Consider the following 17582-nt stretch of genomic DNA (forward strand, 5'->3'; position numbering starts at 1 on the left):
TACTTAAATCACTCTGAATCAGAAACCAGCGTAAATCGCTCGTTGATATATTGTGGTGTTTCAATTTCATCAACAACCGCAATGGCAAAGTCAGCATAGCTGATATAACTCTCGCCTTTAGCGTTCACGATAAGATTGTCTTTTCCTTTTTGGTAGGAACCTGTTCTTTTTCCCTCTGGGTTAAAATATGCTGCAGGACTGATGAAGGTCCATTTGATACCCTTTGCATTTTGTAAATCCTCTAAGTTCTTTCCTTGATTGGAAGCTGTTGGTACATACTCTTTAGGAAACTCAGGCGTATCAATTAAGCGAACCGATTGTGCGTCATCTACGAATAAACTACCCGCACCACCTACAACAATCAACCAGCTTCTATTGCACGTCGTGTTGCCTCCCCAAAATCTTGAATTAAGTGAACAACTTCTTCATCACTCAAGCTACGCGGAGCCCGATCAATACTGTAAAAACCTCGATCAAGCAGAGGCGCTACACTGCTTGCGCTCACCGTTTCACCGTTTGGAATGAGGTGCGGTATAGCTAATCGTCCCCCGTGATATATTTGTAAAATTGCTTTTGCTCCTTTTCTTTTATAGCGGAAGCCACACTTCTTAAGCTCGGAATCATTGTATCTCGGTCTGCCGCAAACTGTCCTTCAAAACCTTTTCCATTTTCTTGAATATAAGCGCAAGCCCTAATGACCATTCCCGGACCACTAGAACGCACTGCATAATAATCGAGTTCTGCTTCCGAAGCAGTATCATCTGGATTTGCAGAAAAAGTCGTCATGGGTGCCATAACTACTCGGTTTTTTAATTGAACTCCGTTTCGAAAAGTAAAGGGTTCAAATAACGGTTTATATGCTTTTTTCATCTCTATTTTCTCCAACTTCTCATATATGTGTATTTTTGATAAGAATTCTAAAAAATTTTCATCATAAAAAAATGTGCACTGCCGCTGCAATTTTGAGTTGCATTGGCACTGCACAAAATTGTGAGATTTACCTTACAGTTTTTAGTGCACGGCTCCAAGATAGAACTTGATCGAGCATGACGTTTGCATTGTCTTTATGGTAATCAGCAGGCTTGAATACGCTCATGTTTTCAAAGTCTGTCATAAGTGAGAATGTAACAGCTGTTCTTACGTCTGCAACTTGTAGTTCCCCTAAAATCAAGCGTAGGTTTTCATGGGCACGCGTACCACCAAGGCTACCATAGCCGACAAAACCAGCTGCCTTATTGTTCAGTTCAGGATTTAAGAAGTCTAGTGCGTTTTTTAATGCACCACCTATTGCATGATTATATTCAGGCGTGATGAAAATATAGCCGTCGAATGAAGCCATCTTTTCTGACCAGGCTTTTATTTGTTCCTCAGCATCTGGTTGTGCATTTGCTGAACCTAAAAATGGCAGATTGTAGTTCGCAAGGTCGACAATCTCATACTCAGCATCATCCCGCTTCTCCGCAAACTCATACATCCATTTTGCTACAGCATCACCATTTCTTCCTACACGTACACTGCCTTGAACAATACCTATTTTCAATTTTTCGTTTGTCATTATTATTTCCTCCTCATTTTTTCTACCAAATAGTCTGTCTAAAAAACCCATATGAATAACCACCTATATCTATTTTTTCTTATTTTCGACCATACTCTTCAAGTAAGTGTACTGGCTCCAACCACTGCTGGAAAAGTAATTTCACCTGCAAAACTTCCTCCTTCACACTAAGTTACTTTATGTAAGTAACTATACATTGGAAACAAGTAATCGTCAAGTCTGTTTATTTGGTGTTAGTTTAACTCACTCTGTTGAAACCATTCAGATTTGAATAGATATGCTTATTTCGTGAATCATAAGCTTATTCGACAATATAAAATCTCCCACTAAAACAAATAAAAGGAAGAAAAAACACCTTTATTTCAGGTGCTTTCCTTCCTTATATATATTTCTACTTTAATTCCAAATTTTCAAGACAGAGGTTTAGATTGTCGGAGCAGCGGCAGTAGAGGACTTTTGAGGGATGGCACCAATGGCAGATGAGTGATGATTTAGTGATTTTATTGACTAATCTTATGCTTTATTTTTTCAGCTATTTCTTCATATGAAGTATCCAACGACTCCGCTAGTTCTCTATACATTATATTTTGTATGTTTTCTAAAAGAACTCGATCTTGATCGTGTATCTTCTTATTTTCCTTATTCGACTCAAGTGTTTTTTCCATTAACGTAGTGACGACTTTTGCAATTTCTTTTCTGTCTCCAGTATTGACCAGACGCTTATATTCTTTGGTACGCTGCCTAACGTTTTCTATCCATTCAACACCTGGCATATGAAAAGAATTCAAAATCTCTTTTGCTTGATCTTTTTCCATCACTTTTTGCATCATAACTTGTTTAATCAATATGCTTAGCAGACATAAAGTAAGCAGTCATTCCTTCAAAAAAATAGACAAACCCTTTCCCACCGGCATCGACGACTGAAGCATTTTTCAGCTCTAATAATTTCTCTGTCGCTGCATTAACTGAGTCAACAGCTGATTCTAGTGATTTGATAAATAGTTCAGTGAGATCAACCACGGAATCTTTCAAGCGATTAACTGATTCACTCCAATCATGCATGACTGTAATAATTGTCCCTTCCATAGGGTTAGATAAAGACTCATAAGCATGATACACACCATAGTTCACAGCTTTTGCAAAGTCAGCTAGAGATATTTCCTCGTCTTCCGCCAATCCAGCGTGAATCCCGTTTAAGAATTGCGCAAAGATAAGTCCAGAGTTTCCTCTTGCACCTGTCAGAGCCGCTTCAACGATTGACGCCATCGTTTGTTTTGGCGTTTCCGCTACCTTTGCTTCTTCCAAGATAGATCTCATAGTAAAAGACAAGTTAGTTCCCGTATCATTATCTGCGACTGGAAAAACATTCAATTTATTGAGATGAATCCTTTGTTTTATAGTCGCTTTTGCACCAGCCATAATAGCTTGATATAATCTCTCGCTCGTGATCAATTCAGTCGTCATTTCATATCACCGCATCTTTCATATAATTTCAACTCGTAAATATTTCTTGGAATGATGCATAGGAAAGATTAAGATACTTTTACTAATGGCTAGGTTACATGAACTTAATCCTTCTATTTAAACTACTTATTCTTGTTTTTCTTGTACAAGTACACCATCAGTCATTTTATAAACCTTGTCACAATAACCAACTAGACCTGTATCATGCGTAACAACAATTGTAGTTGTGCCTTTGTTTTTCGTTTCATTTTTCAGTAGTTCCATTACTTCATAGGCACGATCAGAGAACAAGTCTCAGACATGACAGGCTTATCGAAACAAGTCATCCGTAAATGGGAAGAACGATATAATCTTGTAAAACCTAAACGCTTAGAAAATGGTTATCGAATATATAGCGAAAGCGATATTAATTTTTTAGTAAGTGTCAAAGCTCTATCAGAAAAAGGTTATCCGATTAAGCAAGCTGTCGATCTCACAAAAGAAAGAAATATTAAAATAAAAACGGCGCGATTACCTGGGGATGCTCTTGATCAATCACCAGTGTTTAATGACTATGTCCTCCAACTCTTAGAAAAAGGTGTTCACTGCGACGAATTAGAAATACAATTGGTGTTGCAGCAGGCATATCATTCCTTTGGATTAATTGATTTCCTAACATCTGTTGTTGTTCCTTTTCTGAATGAGGTCGGGAATAGATGGCATAGGAAGGAATGGAATGAGTATCAGGAGGCTACTTCAAGTCTTGTCGTACGAGACTTTCTCGTTCAAATTAGACGTAACTACCAAAGTCGTGAGGATGCCCCCTTAATTATTGGGGCTTGTCTTCCATCTGAGCGACATGAAATTCCATTGCATTTACTTTTATTGCATTTCATGATGAATGGCTGGGATACAATACTTGTCGGAACTTCTCCAGCTCCTGGTTCAATTGAAGCGTTGGTACAAAAGTTAAAGCCTAAAAAAGTACTACTATCAGCAACGACTACGCTGCCATTTGAAAGTGACCCAGATTTACTTGATAGATTAGACCAATTTGCCGTGAATAATAAGCATATCGATTTTTACTTAGGGGGAACAGGCGCACTCGAATACACGAAGGACAAAACACTTCGCGCTATACTTGTTACCAATTCAATTGAAGAAGCTTTACACTAGTGTAATTTATCAATCAAAACCTGCGGGAATCGTGTTTTCAAAATCAGCCTATTCTCATGAAAAGCCACTTTCTACTTGTACACGTTTTGGTCAGTGGTCATTTAGAATTAGTTGGCCTTTTTTCGTTTATTTTTTAAATATAATGGGTATTTAAATAGAAAAACCCCCGAATGGGTCACTTTTTTTCAAAGCGTCCACTATTCGGGGGTTCTATTCAATAAAAGGTTGGTGTGCTTCTGTAATCTAGTCATAAGTAATAAAACAAACAAGAATTACTTTTTTCCCTTACTTATTTAGACAAGCATGCCGCCATCTTTACTATAGTTAATGATTCCTTCAGAAGCTCGGTAAGCAAGCGCTCCTAAAGTATGAGTCGCATTGTAACCACTTTGATGAGCATATGCTGATCCACCAACAACGAAAACATTATCCGCTTCCCACATTTGTAGGTAAGAGTTGACAGCAGACGTTTCAGGATCTGCTCCCATGATAACGCCACCTGTATTATGTGTTGCTTGATATTTTGTTATATCATAATGCTCATGTAATTCATGATCAGAGACGTGCGTTGCGCCCATTTCTTGCATGATATTCTTCGTTACGTCATTCAGGAATAAACCACGTTTACGGTCTGTTTCCGAGAAATCAAATGTCATACGAACAAGTGGCTTACCATGAATATCTTTATATGTCGGATCCAAATCCAAATAGTTATTGACATGAGGCATAACTGCACCATACGTGTGAAGGTTCAAATGGCGGTTATAGTATTTTAACGATTGCTTTTTAAATTCTTTACCCCATCTTGGCGTACCTGGAGGAACTTGGTTGTTATCTATCGGTCTTTTACCGGATTGGTTTATGATGATTGCTCCACCATGTATAAAATCAAGATCTGTATGGTCAAAGTTATCGCCATTAAAGTTATCTAGCGTTCCACCGAGTCCACCAGAACCAATTGCAGTATTAAATTTACGATCATCAAAGAAACCATCTGTCCCTCTGATTATTTGGTAACAGTAATTCTTTCCAATTGTACCTTTACCAGTTTCAGGATCATAAGCAGTTCCAAGTTTTGAATTGAGTAACAAACGATTATTATTAAATGTATAACTAGTTATGGCAACAATATCTGCAGGTTGTTCAAATTTCTCACCTGTACGTGTATCTACATAAATTACCCCTGTTGCTTTTCCACCTTTGTGCAAAATCTCGATAACTTCAGAATATGGACGAAGGTCAAAATTCCCGGTTTTTAGTGCTGTTGGGATAACCGTAACGTTTGGACTTGCTTTCGCCCCGTATTCACAACCGAATCGTTCACAAAATCCATTCATTTGACATCCTGCCATGTGTTCGCCATCCGGATTTTGATATGGCTGCGAGTTGTTAGCAGCGGGCATAATGAAAGGATCCAGCCCCATTTTTTTTGTTGTTTCTTTAAACAAATCAAGTTCCGGACCATTTTTTAATGCCGGGTTCGGGAAAGGTTGTGAACGTTTTCCGCGAAGAGGCGTCTCATCAGCAGATATACCAGCCATTAGATCAAACTTCGTATAATATGGCTCCATTTCGTCGTAGGTAATTCCCCAATCTTGGATGAGAAGTCCCTCCGCAATTTTACTCTCGCCATATCTTTCAATCGTTTTTGATTTAATTTCAAAGTCATATGGTAAATAACGATCCGTCATCCCGTTCCAATGCGTACCTGCTCCGCCAACACCATTACCTAACATGAAAGATCCATATTGACGCATCGGTAATGCGCGCTGACCGCTATTATTTCTAAATGTTAATGTTTCTCTTGATAAGTCTTGCATCAATTCACCGCGTAATGCATAGCGCAGTTCATCATGTTTCATAGCAAAGTTTGCCGTTGAGCGATTTCCACCACGTTCTAATCCGACAACTTTTAAACCTGCTTTACTGGCCTCAGCAGCTATAATTCCGCCTGTCCAACCTACACCTACCGTTACAACATCTGTTTTAGGTAGTTTCGTAACCATAATGAATAACCTCTCTTCCTGCTGTTCATAGTTTATTAAACTTTTTCATACAAGTTTATTTTTCCGATATTTTTATTATTGTCTGTCATGAAGACTTGCTGGTGTAACTTTAATAAATTCTTCAGATTCCACTTGTTCAGCTGAATAGCTCATTTGAACACCTGGATATTCCTTCATCTTCCATCCTTGCATATCTTTATTACCACCATAAAGTGGATCTGCATAAGCACCCTCTAAAGTCGACTGGCGTAAAATTTCAAAGAAGAAGCTTGATTTAATACCAGGAATGTTTACTTTATCATTTTCTAGAGCTACTAAGACCTCGTCTTGCTTTTCACCATCTAGTTTCGTAAAGCTTTCATTAAAGGTAGATTGACTATAGTTTTCGATTGCCTCAATTCCCAAGTCGTAAATCTGATGATATTTTAATTGTGATTGATAACCTTGAACGGCTTCACCATCGAAAAATGGACCTTGTCTATAATCCTTGGCATTGATTCCCCACTTACCTGCTAATTGGTGATCAATATAATAAGGAACTCCTAAACCAATCGCACCTGGTCCACTTTCATCTTCTGGAAAAATTCGCTCTGTTGCCTGTCCCAGCAATATGAAATCCGCTCGATTCGTAAAATATTCTAAAGCATGATCATGTTGCTTTACTTCAGTTGTAACAACTGCGACTTCTTGTTCAGGTTCCCAAAATTGATTTCCGACCAGTCCACCTAAAATACCACCACCAACAACACCGCCAGTCACATACCCAGATCTTTTAAGAAAATCTCTGCGGGTAGATTTATTCGGTTGCTTTTTTTCCGCCATCTTATGACCCTCCTATAAACTCCAAAGAAATAGTGGAGTTTTAATTTGTAATAAAAAAGGCTGTCTATAATCTCGTATCATTTATATGATATATATAAACTAGAAGTCTTTACATATTAAAAACCTACAAAGCTTAATAACAATGTAGACAAAATTCGATATTATTCGACATATTACGACATTATTTTAAGACAGAAAATCCACTAATCTAGTAGTTTCTCTATCTTACAGTAGTCAATTATACCACGAAAGTCCAGGTTTCGCTATTTATATAATTAGTCCAATGTTTTCCTGAACATCTATCCTATCAATACCCACTTAGATGAATATTCAGTCCATTTGAAGATTGCATAGCAATTAGTAGAAGCTCACCGCGGTATGATACATGTGGAATCTACTAGACAAGGAGTAAAGACTAGCTTTAATAGAGGAGATTACGAAGTTCAGTTTCGTAAATATGTTAATAAGAATAGCTAGCATACATTTGGGCGGCAAATTAACTGTACAAATAGTAATAAAAAAAACACAGAAATAATTTATTAACCAACAGTTCTAATTCAATATATATAAGAGTAACGGGTTCTCTTCAGAGGTGAAAACAAGCAGTTTTAACATTTTGCACCCTTCAAGGGAACCCGTTATTTAAGTTGAGGCTTTTTAAAAATAAAATATATCCTCAAATTTTTTATCTAAGGCTAAACAAAGTAATAAGGCTAGTCTTGCCGTGGGAACAAATTCACCAGTTTCAATATTGCTAATTGTTTGACGTGATACGCCGACCTTTTCGGCTAATTTGGCTTGGCTCAATTTTTGCTCTGCACGCACAGTTTTTAAATTATTATGAAGGACTAATTTCACATTCATCATTTTATAATCCAGGCAATTCTATAAAGACCATGCCTGCTCCTACCAAGAAAATAATCGCTATAATAAACCAATACTTTTTTGACGTTAACACAAATTGTCCATAACAAAAAACACCCACCATACCGATTTGATGATCGGAACCTTTTTTATTGTTGACAAAAAACTCCTTAACATATAAAATACATTTTGTTAGTTAAGTTCAGTTTACTTAACTGAACTTGAAGGAGGATATTATGCTTGCAAATCATCAAAAAATGTTTAAAGAACTGACTGTCGTTTTTAGTGAATACTACTTAAATTATCTTTTGTATAATAAAAACGCACAAAAGTTCAATGCTTATAATTTAACAGCACAGCAAGATACGATTTTATTTTTCTTGAAAGACAATCCACGAATCACAGCAAATGAAATCGCCAAGAAATTCGCAATTTCTAAAAGTGCTGTAAGCCAAGTATTATCGAAGCTCGAAGCGCTAAATTTTATCAAACGTCAGGCCAATCCAAATAATCATCGCGAGCTTTTCATCGGGTTAGCAGAAGAAGGGCTCGCTTATCAGGCATTAAGCGTGGAAGCAGATAAAGAATTTATGACGAAGCACTTCGCTGACATCGATTTAGAACAATTGCAAAATGTATTACAAACTATGAAGAAAGTGAATGCATCCATTTCATCCTACGACAAATAGGACCCTGAATTGTTTGACAGTTAAATAGAGGTAATTAATTATGAATCAAAAAGAGAAAGTGTCTATTGCACTTGCATTATCTAGTTTATTTATTGCTTTTATGGGGATAGGACTTGCCGCACCAGTTATGCCATCAATTGCGAAGGATCTAAGTTTAAGTGGTGCCATTGTCGGTTACTTATTTGCTGCGATGGCATTTGCGCAGTTTCTGGCTTCCCCTTTTACAGGGGTATGGGTCGATTCAATCGGCCGTAAAAAAATGATGATCATCGGTCTTTTGTTATTTTCATTTTCAGAGGCACTGTTCGGTTTTTCAAATGAAACGTGGCTATTATTTGTGAGCCGTCTACTTGGCGGTGTGGGTGCCGCCTTCATTATGCCCGCTGTTGTTACGTATATTGCCGATAAAACGACGCTAGCAAATCGTGCAAAAGCGTTAGGTTACCAATCGGCTGCCATTAGTTTAGGATTTATAATTGGACCAGGAATTGGCGGATTTATTGCAGAGTTTGGGATACGCGCACCGTTCTTCTTTGCTGCTGCCATATCAATGATTACTGCCATTATTATTTCCTTTGTAATGAACGATTCGATTTCAACAGAGCAGCTAGAAAAAAATCGTGCATCCGCTGTACGACCAGCGTTTATTCAGGAATTTAAAAAATCTTTTCAGCCACAGTACTTCACACCACTACTGGTCGTGTTCGTACTAGCGTTTGGGCTTGCCGTTTATGAAATGATGTTTAGCTTATTCGTCGACGAAAAGCTTGGCTTTACGGTCCGTGATATTTCGATCATTATTACAGTCGGCTCCATCGCTGGTGTTGTCGCTCAAATTTTATTATTTGATAATCTGGTCAAAGTAATTGGAGAACGAATGCTCATTAATTTAACTTTACTATCATCTGCTATTTTTATTTTTATTACGATTTTTATAGACGGTTATTGGACGATGATTGTCATCACGAGCATTGTATTCTTCTCTGGTGATATTTTACGCCCTGCTGTGACATCTTTTTTATCAAAAATCGCCGGGGAAAACCAGGGGTATATTGCGGGTATGAACTCTGCTTACACTAGCTTAGGTATCATAATAGGACCGATTATTGGCGGTATTTTATTTGATATCAACATCGATTATCCGTATGTATTTGCCGCAGTTGTGCTTGTGATCGCGTTTGTTATTTCAAGTACAAAATTACAGAAGCCCAACCTCAATTAAACTTACTTTAAAATTCGCTATCTCACTAGATAGTGAGTTTTTATTTTATATTCAAATTAGTGCGAAGTGCACTTATGCGCAAAATAGGGTCTTTCATCGTGTAGTTCCACTATCTTTCAATAATGAATCATACAAAAAATCTCCTGTATAAGCAATGTCACAACAATAGCTGTGGACACTAATTATACAAGAGATATGTAGTTGGAAATAGTCTGTAATTAGGTGGTACATTTCACTAGCCGTAATCATTTTTTACGTAGCAGTCAACGGATTTTGTTGCTTAGTCTCCTGTATGGATAGATGTACTGTATAATTCCCATAATCAAGAATTTTATCTAGAAAGAGATTCAATTGTTCTTGGGCACTTACTTTTATTTTTATATGGTAACAACCTTCCCCCGATACGCGGTGAACTTCCACTGCCTCTTTGCAATCATTCATTAATCGGATAAACGCATCATGGTTTGTTGTTTTCATATAAATAATGATAAACGCTGTATAAGTAAGTCCCACTTTCACTTCATCGACTTGTAGAGAGTAGGCTTTAATTACGCCACTATCTTCTAGTTTTTTTATACGATTCCCTACTGCTTGCCCCGTCATATGAATTTGTTCACCTAAGTCTTTCCATTGAATACGCGAATTTTCGGATAGTAGCCGAAGGATCTGAAAATCTATGTTATCAAGTTCCATAATACATTCCTTTCACCGTGAAATTTTTTGAGCTGAAAGTGTTTCGCCAACCTATCGATAAAAATCAATGTACGAGATATGATTATAGTGTACCAAAATACTTTCAACGAGGTGGAGAAACAATGAGCACAGCGCTAATTATTGTAGATATTCAAAATGACTATTTTCCAAATGGAAAGATGGAATTAGTTAATCCAGATAAAGCAGCGGCTAATGCCGCTAAAGTTCTTGAATGGTTTAGACAGAACAACAAAGATAATATTTTTCATGTACAACATATCGCAGCTGATCCAGCAATGGGATTCTTCCTTCCTGATACGGACGGTGCTGAAATACATGAAGCTGTTCAACCATTGGAAAACGAAAGCATTATCATCAAACATTTCCCTAACAGCTTTTTACAGACGGAATTAGAAAGCAAATTAAGAGAAAATGGCGTAACCAAGGTAGTTGTTGTAGGCATGATGACACATATGTGTATCGATGCAACAGTCAGAGCCGCAGTGGATTTTGGCTTTGAGACAACACTTATTGAAGATGCATGTGCGACAAGAGACTTATCTTATGAAGGTAAGGACGTGCCAGCTGAACAAGTTCACTATGCGTTTGTCGGTGCAGTTAATGGCATGTATTGTGCTGTAACATCAACAGAGGATTTCTTAAAATAAGAAACACAATCTTAACTGTAAAAGGCATTTGGGAATGCGCTTATTCTCAAATACCTTTTATTTTTTCGTTTTTCGGAAATAATCATCGAATAACTATGCAGAAAACCTCCTTATTTAGCGTGATTTAAACAGTAACATCGTCTTTTACTACCACATCTAATTTTCCTGTATCTGGGTCAATCACTAAGCCGTGGACAGGCGTTCCAATTGGAAGAAGGGGATGTTTCTTAATCATATTCACACTATTACGAACGCTATCTTCTACATTTTCAAAACCTGCTAGCCATTCCTCGACATTAATTCCCGCAAACTCCAATGTGTCAAAAGTTTGTTTAGAAATCCCGCCTTCTTGCATTTTCTTAATCGTTTCAAGTGAATTAATATTGTCCATACCACAGCCATGATGCCCGATTACACAAACCTCACTTGCTTTTAGTTCATACAATGCCACTAGAATACTCCTCATGGCACTACCAAACGGGTGGGAAATAACGCCACCAGCATTTTTGATAAGTTTAACATCCCCATTACGAAGGTTCATGGACCGGGGTAATAGTTCCACTAATCTTGTATCCATACAGGTGACGATCACCATTTTCTTGTTTGGGAATTTTGTAGTACGAAACGCCTCATATTTTTTATCTTTAACAAATTGTTCATTGTATTCCAAAGCATCATCAATCATCATATAAAAATCTCCTAACTTCATATGTACTTGTTTTCAATATGTTTTTGGTAGTAACTGATCCATTCTCCCAAATTCCTTTACGAAGACTTCTAAATAAGAATAACTCTAAAATAAAAAAAGTGTCAAATATCTTTTTTCAAATATCACTTTTAGTACTTATTGTTGTCAGTATACGGACTGGGTCAAATCCCGAAATCCATTCTCCGTTCATATTTGTTTGTGGAACTGTGAATCTCTTTGTTTTCGCAATAAGTTTTATCATGGCAATTGGATTAATATCCACATTCACCTCTTTAAAAGGTATATCCGAATCATTTAGAAAGTCCTTCACTATTCGGCATACAGGACACAGCGTGGTTGTATAAACCGTAACATTATGCTTCATCTTTCATCCTCTTTTCCGATTGAACGTATGATCATCCCAAGTAAAAAACAGGACAACTGTTTAAAGTTGTCCTCATGTCTTTATGAAAAGTTATTTTACTTTTCTAATTTGACTCTTTGCAAACGTAAAGCGTTCAAGACGACCGACACGGAACTAAATGCCATCGCCGCACCGGCAACCCAAGGGGCGAGTAATCCAATCGCTGCAATCGGAATCCCCAGTGTATTGTAGCCAAATGCCCAAAATAAGTTTTGTTTAATGTTGCGCATTGTTTTACGGCTCATAATGATTGCATCGGCAATACTATTTAAATCCCCACGAATGAGTGTCACATCAGCGGCTTCCATCGCTACGTCAGTCCCTGTACCAATGGCCATACCAATATCAGCTGTCGCTAGTGCTGGTGCGTCATTAATACCATCTCCGACCATTGCCACTTTTTTGCCCTGTCCTTGTAACTTTTTCACTTCTTCTGCTTTACCTTCAGGAAGGACCTCCGCAATCACTGTGTCAATACCCACCTCTTTACCGATTGCTTTTGCTGTTCGCTCATTATCACCTGTCATCATGATGACTTTGATACCCATTTCTTGTAAGCGGCGCACAGCTTCTCGAGATGTCTCTTTAACCGTATCGGCTACGGCAACCAGCCCTGCGTATTGTCCATTAATAGCAGCTAACATTGCGGTTTTACCATCGCTCTCTAATTTTTCCATCGCCGGAAGAATCGATTGTATTTCTACACCATATTGCTGCATGAGTTTACGTGTACCAACGATAACAGCTTGACCTGAAACGGTTGCTTGCACACCATAACCTGGGATTGCTTCAAAAAACTGAATTTCACCAAGTTCGACGCCTTTATCTTGAATACCTGAAACGATTGCTTCTGCTAATGGGTGTTCGGATTGTTTCTCTGCCGCACCGATTAAGGATAAGAATTTTTCTTCTTCTTGATCAGATGCTAGCACGACGTCCGTTAATACAGGTTTACCATGTGTGACAGTACCTGTTTTATCAACAACAACTGTATCAATACTTTGTGTCTGCTCTAAGTGCTCGCCACCTTTGAATAAAATACCAAATTCAGCTGCACGACCAGAACCGGCCATAATGGACGTCGGTGTTGCAAGTCCGAGTGCACATGGACACGCAATGACAAGTATCGTGATAAAAACTTCCAATGCCGGTGTTACATCGCCCGGTCGAATCCACAAAATCCAAACAAGGAATGTGACAACTGCAATCCCTACAACGATTGGCACGAAAATACCTGAAATCCGATCTGCTAATCGCTGGATTTCCGCTTTCGAACCTTGCGCATCTTCAACAACTTTAATAATTTGTGCTAATGCTGTATCGCGCCCAACTTTCGTTGCTTTCATTTGAATAAAACCATTTTTATTAATCGTTGAACCAAATAGAATGTCACCTAGTTTTTTATCGATCGGAAGACTTTCCCCTGTTAACATCGATTCATCAACTGCTGAATTACCTTCTAGAACTTCACCATCAACGGGTATTTTTTCCCCTGGCTTCACTAGGATGGTATCTCCTATCACGACTTCTTCCAATGGAATTTCTTTTTCAACACCCTCACGAACAACAGTCGCGGTTTTCGCTTGTAAGCCCATTAACTTTTTAATCGCATCTGATGAACGACCTTTAGCTTTTGCTTCAAAATATTTCCCTAAAACAATGAGTGTAATCAGTACCGCACTTGTTTCAAAGTAAAGATGTGGTTCTTGCCCAGTACCTGCCGTAATAATCGCTTGATACACACTATAGAAATACGCTGCAGAAGTACCCATGGCAATAAGTACGTCCATATTTGCAGCACCATTACGTAGTGATTTATAAGCGCCAACATAAAACTGTTTCCCGATAATAAATTGTACCGGTGCAGCAATTGCCATTTGTACCCACGGATTCATTAAAATATCCGGTAAATAAAGAAATGACGTAAATGAAAAATGCCCGACCATCGTCCATAATAAAGGCAACGATAAGATTGCAGAAATAATTAATTTCCGTTTCTGATCTTTAATCGCTTTTTCACGGTAATCTACCTGCTCTTTATCTTCTTGCTTTTGGTGTGCACCGTAACCAAGCTTCTCTACCTTTGCAATAATGTCTGCAATTGTTACCTCTGATGGATTAAATTCAATTGTCGCCCTTTCAAGCGCTAAATTGACGCTCGCAGACGCAATACCATCCATTTTATTTAACCCTTTTTCAATACCTAACGAACAATTTGCACAAGTCATTCCTGTAATATCAAATTCCGCTTTTTGTTTCACTACTCCGTAGCCAAGCGCCTCAATTTTCTTTTCCAAATCTGCTTTATTCAGTTTGGACGGGTCATATTTGATCGATGACTTTTCTAGTGCCAAGTTGACGTTTGCCTGCTCGACACCTTCCATTTTATTTAACCCTTTTTCAATACCCGCTGCACAAGCTGCACAAGTCATTCCTGAAATCTGTATACTCGCTTCTTTTACTTCATTACTCATGATGCTTTCCACCTCTTTCATACCCACAAGGGGGTATATTCAATTCGATTTTTGGTGAGTAATCTTTAAAAAATATTTTCTCAACTTTACCTTCTGAACAAGATATATCGTTAATTTGTAATATTTTTTCAGTTATCGGGATTCGCCCTTTAATACTAGTGGGGGGTATATAATTTTGAAAAAGAAAGATTATACCTGTAGGTACAATCATATCCTCTACTTTTTACCCCCACATTGTGTAAGCAGAAATTCTGTTGTCTATTTATTAAGCAAGATCATAACCATTATCTTCAATTGTTTCTTTAATTTTAGCTAATGTCGCTGCATTTTCGAATTCCACTGCTACTTCATTGTTATTTAGGTCTACTTTAACTGCGGAAACACCTGTAAGTTCCCCCACATTTGTTTCGATTCTATTCACACAGTGATTACATGACATACCTTCTACTTTTAAGATTTCTTTCATATTAAACGCCTCCTGTTTTGTTGTTATTCCAAACCTAACATACCCCATGGCGGTATGTCAATTAGAAAGTGTTGCAGCATTTTTTATTTTGTCATTGTTTTCATGACACTCATTAATTCTTGAATTGCCTCATCGCTATTTTCTTCTTTTATCGCTTTTACGACACAATGATGTGTATGATCTTCTAGCAAAGCTAAAGAAACTTTGTTCATCGCTGACTGGATTGCGCTAATTTGATGTAAAATATCTACACAATAACGGTCATTCTCAACCATTTGATGAACGCCTCTCACTTGCCCCTCGACGCGTTTTAATCGATTAAGAAGCTGTTGCTTGTTTGGCTGAACTGTCGTCTTTATTATTTCAGTTGTTTCTGACATGTCCTTCACCCCTCAAGTTTTATTGATATACCCTATACCCCTATATTACCACTTTTATTTGAGAAGTGCAATTCATACGTTCAACAAACATTGGCAACCTGAACAAGTCGGCCTCAATATACAAATCGAAATGTTTATCATTATATCACTAGTTGACTTTTTAAATTATCTACACCATAACGGTTCACAAATTTATAGAAATCTTCTCTTTTCCTCCCGTGTTCAGCGTAAATAGCAATGACTTTGTCAACAGCCTCATACAATTGCTCGGGTTGTACTTGCTCCATAATGATTGTACCCGCTCTAACATCCAACCCTTTTGCTTTTCCGCCAATATATAAGTTATACCCATTTCTTATTTTCATAACACCAATATCATTGACAAGTGGTTCGCCGCATCCAATCGGACATCCTGTATAAGCCGGTCGAAGTGTTTTCGGAACTGGTTTTCCTGCTATTCTTTCATTAAGTTCAATCGCAACCGGCATCCCTTCTTGCTCCGAACCTTTACAAAAGTTGCAGGTCCTTAGGCTTTTCACAAAGTTCCCGACTGGATAACATGATAAGCCAACCGCTTCGAATTTTTTTCGAATGAATTCAACATCAGATGCAAGCACCTCGACATAAAGTTGTTGAAACGTTGTTAACTCGAGTTCAGCGCCATCATCCATATATTCTGCAATGACAACTAGTTGTTTGGCATTCAACTTTGAACCAAATGATATACCCCCGTTCACAGCTAGTTTAACCATTTTTTCATGTTGCTCCATGTAAAGTACACATCCTTTTTATTTATACAACTTGTGGTGCTAATTCCATCAACATCTTTATATTACACTATACATGTAAGGGGTATAATATTTTCAAAAAATAATAAACATCTCTAAAGGCATGATTTTATTCCCCCAAATGCTAGACTTGGAATAGATTTACTTTCATTTTATCATCCTAAAAGGATATTACCATACCCTCACATGGTATACAAAATGTTTGTTTTATTACTCATTATTTGTTTTTCCTTAGGTAGACGGCCCCGAACTCGAGCCTCCACCTCTGATTTAATGATGGTGATGATCTGATGCTTCAGCCTTCATATTACATAGTGTCGAATCGCCATGCTGATGCGCAGACGTCTCCAATTGAATTGTCACATGCTGAATGCTTTTATGTTCAAGATCATGTTCGATTTTATGAAGTAGTTTTTCGCCTTCTGCAATTGACATTTTATCATCCACAACTGCATGGCAAGAAAGTGCATTTAAGCCACTTGTAATCGACCAAACATGTAAATCATGAACACTTTGAATTCCTTTCGTTTTTTCGATTGTTTGAATCACGTCGTTTATATCTACATTTTGCGGTGTACCTTCCATAAGTACATGAAGGCTAGATTTCGATACGTAATACCCACTTCGTAAAACCAGCGCAGCTACGACAACACTCGCTAACGGATCTGCCCATCCCCATCCTAAGAACATGATTAGCAGTGCAGCCACAATAGCCCCGACAGAACCAAGCATATCACTAATTACATGTAGGTATGCACCGCGCATATTTAAGTTCTCTTCTACATCCCCGCCGCGCATCATAATCCATGCAACAAGAATATTAACAGCGAGCCCAATACTACTTATAATTAGCATTCCAGTTGTCGCTACTTCAGGCGGGTTTGCAAAACGCGGGATTGCTTCATAAAAAATAAATAAGGCAATTACAATTAGCGTTATTCCATTAAATAAAGCCGCTAAAATTTCAAAACGTTTATAGCCAAATGTCTTACTTCTGCTCGCTAACCTTTCACCTAACTTAAACGCAAGTAATGCAACTGCTAATGAAATTGCGTCACTTAGCATATGTCCTGCATCTGCCAATAAAGCGAGACTGTTTGTTAAGTATCCACCTATCGCTTCTATGATCATATAACTCGCAATCAATATAAATGAGATTAACAATACTTTCTTATTCGAGCCATATGTATGGCCGTGGTCGTGATTATGTCCCATATGAATCCT

At 37.9% G+C, this 17582-nt stretch carries 19 protein-coding genes and 2 pseudogenes; 4 read left to right on the forward strand and 17 right to left on the reverse strand.

The genetic code is table 11. The features are described from left to right. Positions 1-8: 8 nt before the first annotated feature. The 6 genes and pseudogenes from AC25Y1_RS09695 to AC25Y1_RS09720 form a co-directional block, all read right to left on the reverse strand. Positions 9-365, reverse strand: a pseudogene (locus AC25Y1_RS09695) (NAD(P)-dependent oxidoreductase); the annotation flags it as partial. After that, positions 362-870: pseudogene (locus tag AC25Y1_RS09700) on the reverse strand (oxidoreductase). The pseudogenes AC25Y1_RS09700 and AC25Y1_RS09695, both read right to left, overlap by 4 nt. Positions 871-997: 127 nt before the next feature. Further along, a complete protein-coding gene (locus AC25Y1_RS09705; protein WP_488147776.1) occupies positions 998-1555 on the reverse strand; it encodes an NADPH-dependent FMN reductase in 558 nt (185 codons plus the stop codon). 500 nt (positions 1556-2055) lie between these two features. Continuing rightward, complete coding sequence (locus AC25Y1_RS09710) at positions 2056-2400, reverse strand: hypothetical protein (protein ID WP_488147777.1); 345 nt, start codon at positions 2398-2400, stop codon at positions 2056-2058. Next, complete coding sequence (locus AC25Y1_RS09715) at positions 2393-3019, reverse strand: DAK2 domain-containing protein (RefSeq protein ID WP_488147778.1); 627 nt, start codon at positions 3017-3019, stop codon at positions 2393-2395. Before AC25Y1_RS09715 ends, AC25Y1_RS09710 begins: the two co-directional genes overlap by 8 nt. Positions 3020-3145: 126 nt before the next feature. Next, a complete protein-coding gene (locus AC25Y1_RS09720; protein WP_488147779.1) occupies positions 3146-3283 on the reverse strand; it encodes a hypothetical protein in 138 nt (45 codons plus the stop codon). 36 nt (positions 3284-3319) lie between these two features. Here AC25Y1_RS09720 and AC25Y1_RS09725 point away from each other — a divergent pair, with 36 nt between their 5' ends. Further along, positions 3320-4174: a MerR family transcriptional regulator gene (locus AC25Y1_RS09725; RefSeq protein WP_488147780.1), complete on the forward strand. Its 855-nt coding sequence runs from the start codon at positions 3320-3322 to the stop codon at positions 4172-4174. A 293-nt stretch (positions 4175-4467) separates the two neighbouring features. Here AC25Y1_RS09725 and AC25Y1_RS09730 read toward each other — a convergent pair whose 3' ends face one another. The 3 genes from AC25Y1_RS09730 to AC25Y1_RS09740 form a co-directional block, all read right to left on the reverse strand. Next, positions 4468-6180 carry a GMC family oxidoreductase gene (locus tag AC25Y1_RS09730; RefSeq protein ID WP_488147781.1) on the reverse strand — a complete coding sequence of 571 codons (1713 nt, stop codon included), beginning with the start codon at positions 6178-6180 and terminating at the stop codon, positions 4468-4470. Between the two features lie 75 nt (positions 6181-6255). Next, positions 6256-7002, reverse strand: a complete 747-nt coding sequence (locus AC25Y1_RS09735) for a gluconate 2-dehydrogenase subunit 3 family protein (protein ID WP_488147782.1) — start codon at positions 7000-7002, stop codon at positions 6256-6258. Between the two features lie 657 nt (positions 7003-7659). Beyond that, positions 7660-7866, reverse strand: a complete 207-nt coding sequence (locus AC25Y1_RS09740) for a helix-turn-helix transcriptional regulator (protein WP_488147861.1) — start codon at positions 7864-7866, stop codon at positions 7660-7662. Positions 7867-8102: 236 nt separating this feature from the next. On the opposite strand from AC25Y1_RS09740, the gene AC25Y1_RS09745 reads away from it, so the two are divergent. Both AC25Y1_RS09745 and AC25Y1_RS09750 read left to right on the forward strand, forming a co-directional pair. Next, the gene (locus AC25Y1_RS09745; protein ID WP_488147783.1) at positions 8103-8555 is read left to right on the forward strand and encodes a MarR family winged helix-turn-helix transcriptional regulator; all 453 of its coding nucleotides are present in this window, start codon (positions 8103-8105) and stop codon (positions 8553-8555) included. Between the two features lie 40 nt (positions 8556-8595). After that, positions 8596-9777, forward strand: a complete 1182-nt coding sequence (locus AC25Y1_RS09750; protein WP_488147784.1) for an MFS transporter — start codon at positions 8596-8598, stop codon at positions 9775-9777. 252 nt (positions 9778-10029) lie between these two features. Here AC25Y1_RS09750 and AC25Y1_RS09755 read toward each other — a convergent pair whose 3' ends face one another. Further along, positions 10030-10470, reverse strand: a complete 441-nt coding sequence (locus AC25Y1_RS09755; RefSeq protein WP_488147785.1) for an Lrp/AsnC family transcriptional regulator — start codon at positions 10468-10470, stop codon at positions 10030-10032. 122 nt (positions 10471-10592) lie between these two features. Between AC25Y1_RS09755 and AC25Y1_RS09760 the strand changes: the two genes are divergently transcribed. Further along, positions 10593-11138 carry a cysteine hydrolase family protein gene (locus AC25Y1_RS09760; protein WP_488147786.1) on the forward strand — a complete coding sequence of 182 codons (546 nt, stop codon included), beginning with the start codon at positions 10593-10595 and terminating at the stop codon, positions 11136-11138. A gap of 124 nt (positions 11139-11262) precedes the next feature. Here the strand turns inward: AC25Y1_RS09760 and AC25Y1_RS09765 are convergent, their stop codons facing one another. From AC25Y1_RS09765 to AC25Y1_RS09795, 7 genes are all read right to left on the reverse strand, one after another. Further along, complete coding sequence (locus AC25Y1_RS09765; protein ID WP_488147787.1) at positions 11263-11826, reverse strand: beta-class carbonic anhydrase; 564 nt, start codon at positions 11824-11826, stop codon at positions 11263-11265. A 136-nt stretch (positions 11827-11962) separates the two neighbouring features. Further along, positions 11963-12211 carry a glutaredoxin family protein gene (locus tag AC25Y1_RS09770; RefSeq protein ID WP_488147788.1) on the reverse strand — a complete coding sequence of 83 codons (249 nt, stop codon included), beginning with the start codon at positions 12209-12211 and terminating at the stop codon, positions 11963-11965. A 95-nt stretch (positions 12212-12306) separates the two neighbouring features. Next, positions 12307-14724: a heavy metal translocating P-type ATPase gene (locus AC25Y1_RS09775; RefSeq protein WP_488147789.1), complete on the reverse strand. Its 2418-nt coding sequence runs from the start codon at positions 14722-14724 to the stop codon at positions 12307-12309. 265 nt (positions 14725-14989) lie between these two features. Then, complete coding sequence (gene copZ / locus AC25Y1_RS09780; RefSeq protein WP_488147790.1) at positions 14990-15190, reverse strand: copper chaperone CopZ; 201 nt, start codon at positions 15188-15190, stop codon at positions 14990-14992. Between the two features lie 83 nt (positions 15191-15273). Further along, the gene (locus tag AC25Y1_RS09785; protein ID WP_488147791.1) at positions 15274-15570 is read right to left on the reverse strand and encodes a metal-sensitive transcriptional regulator; all 297 of its coding nucleotides are present in this window, start codon (positions 15568-15570) and stop codon (positions 15274-15276) included. A gap of 140 nt (positions 15571-15710) precedes the next feature. Beyond that, positions 15711-16340 (reverse strand): nitrite reductase, encoded by a 630-nt coding sequence (locus AC25Y1_RS09790; RefSeq protein WP_488147792.1) that lies wholly within the window; start codon positions 16338-16340, stop codon positions 15711-15713. Positions 16341-16628: 288 nt separating this feature from the next. Then, a complete protein-coding gene (locus AC25Y1_RS09795) occupies positions 16629-17573 on the reverse strand; it encodes a cation diffusion facilitator family transporter (RefSeq protein WP_488147793.1) in 945 nt (314 codons plus the stop codon). Between the last annotated feature and the right edge of the window lie 9 nt (positions 17574-17582).

This window comes from Sporosarcina sp. Y1009, from assembly GCF_057669865.1.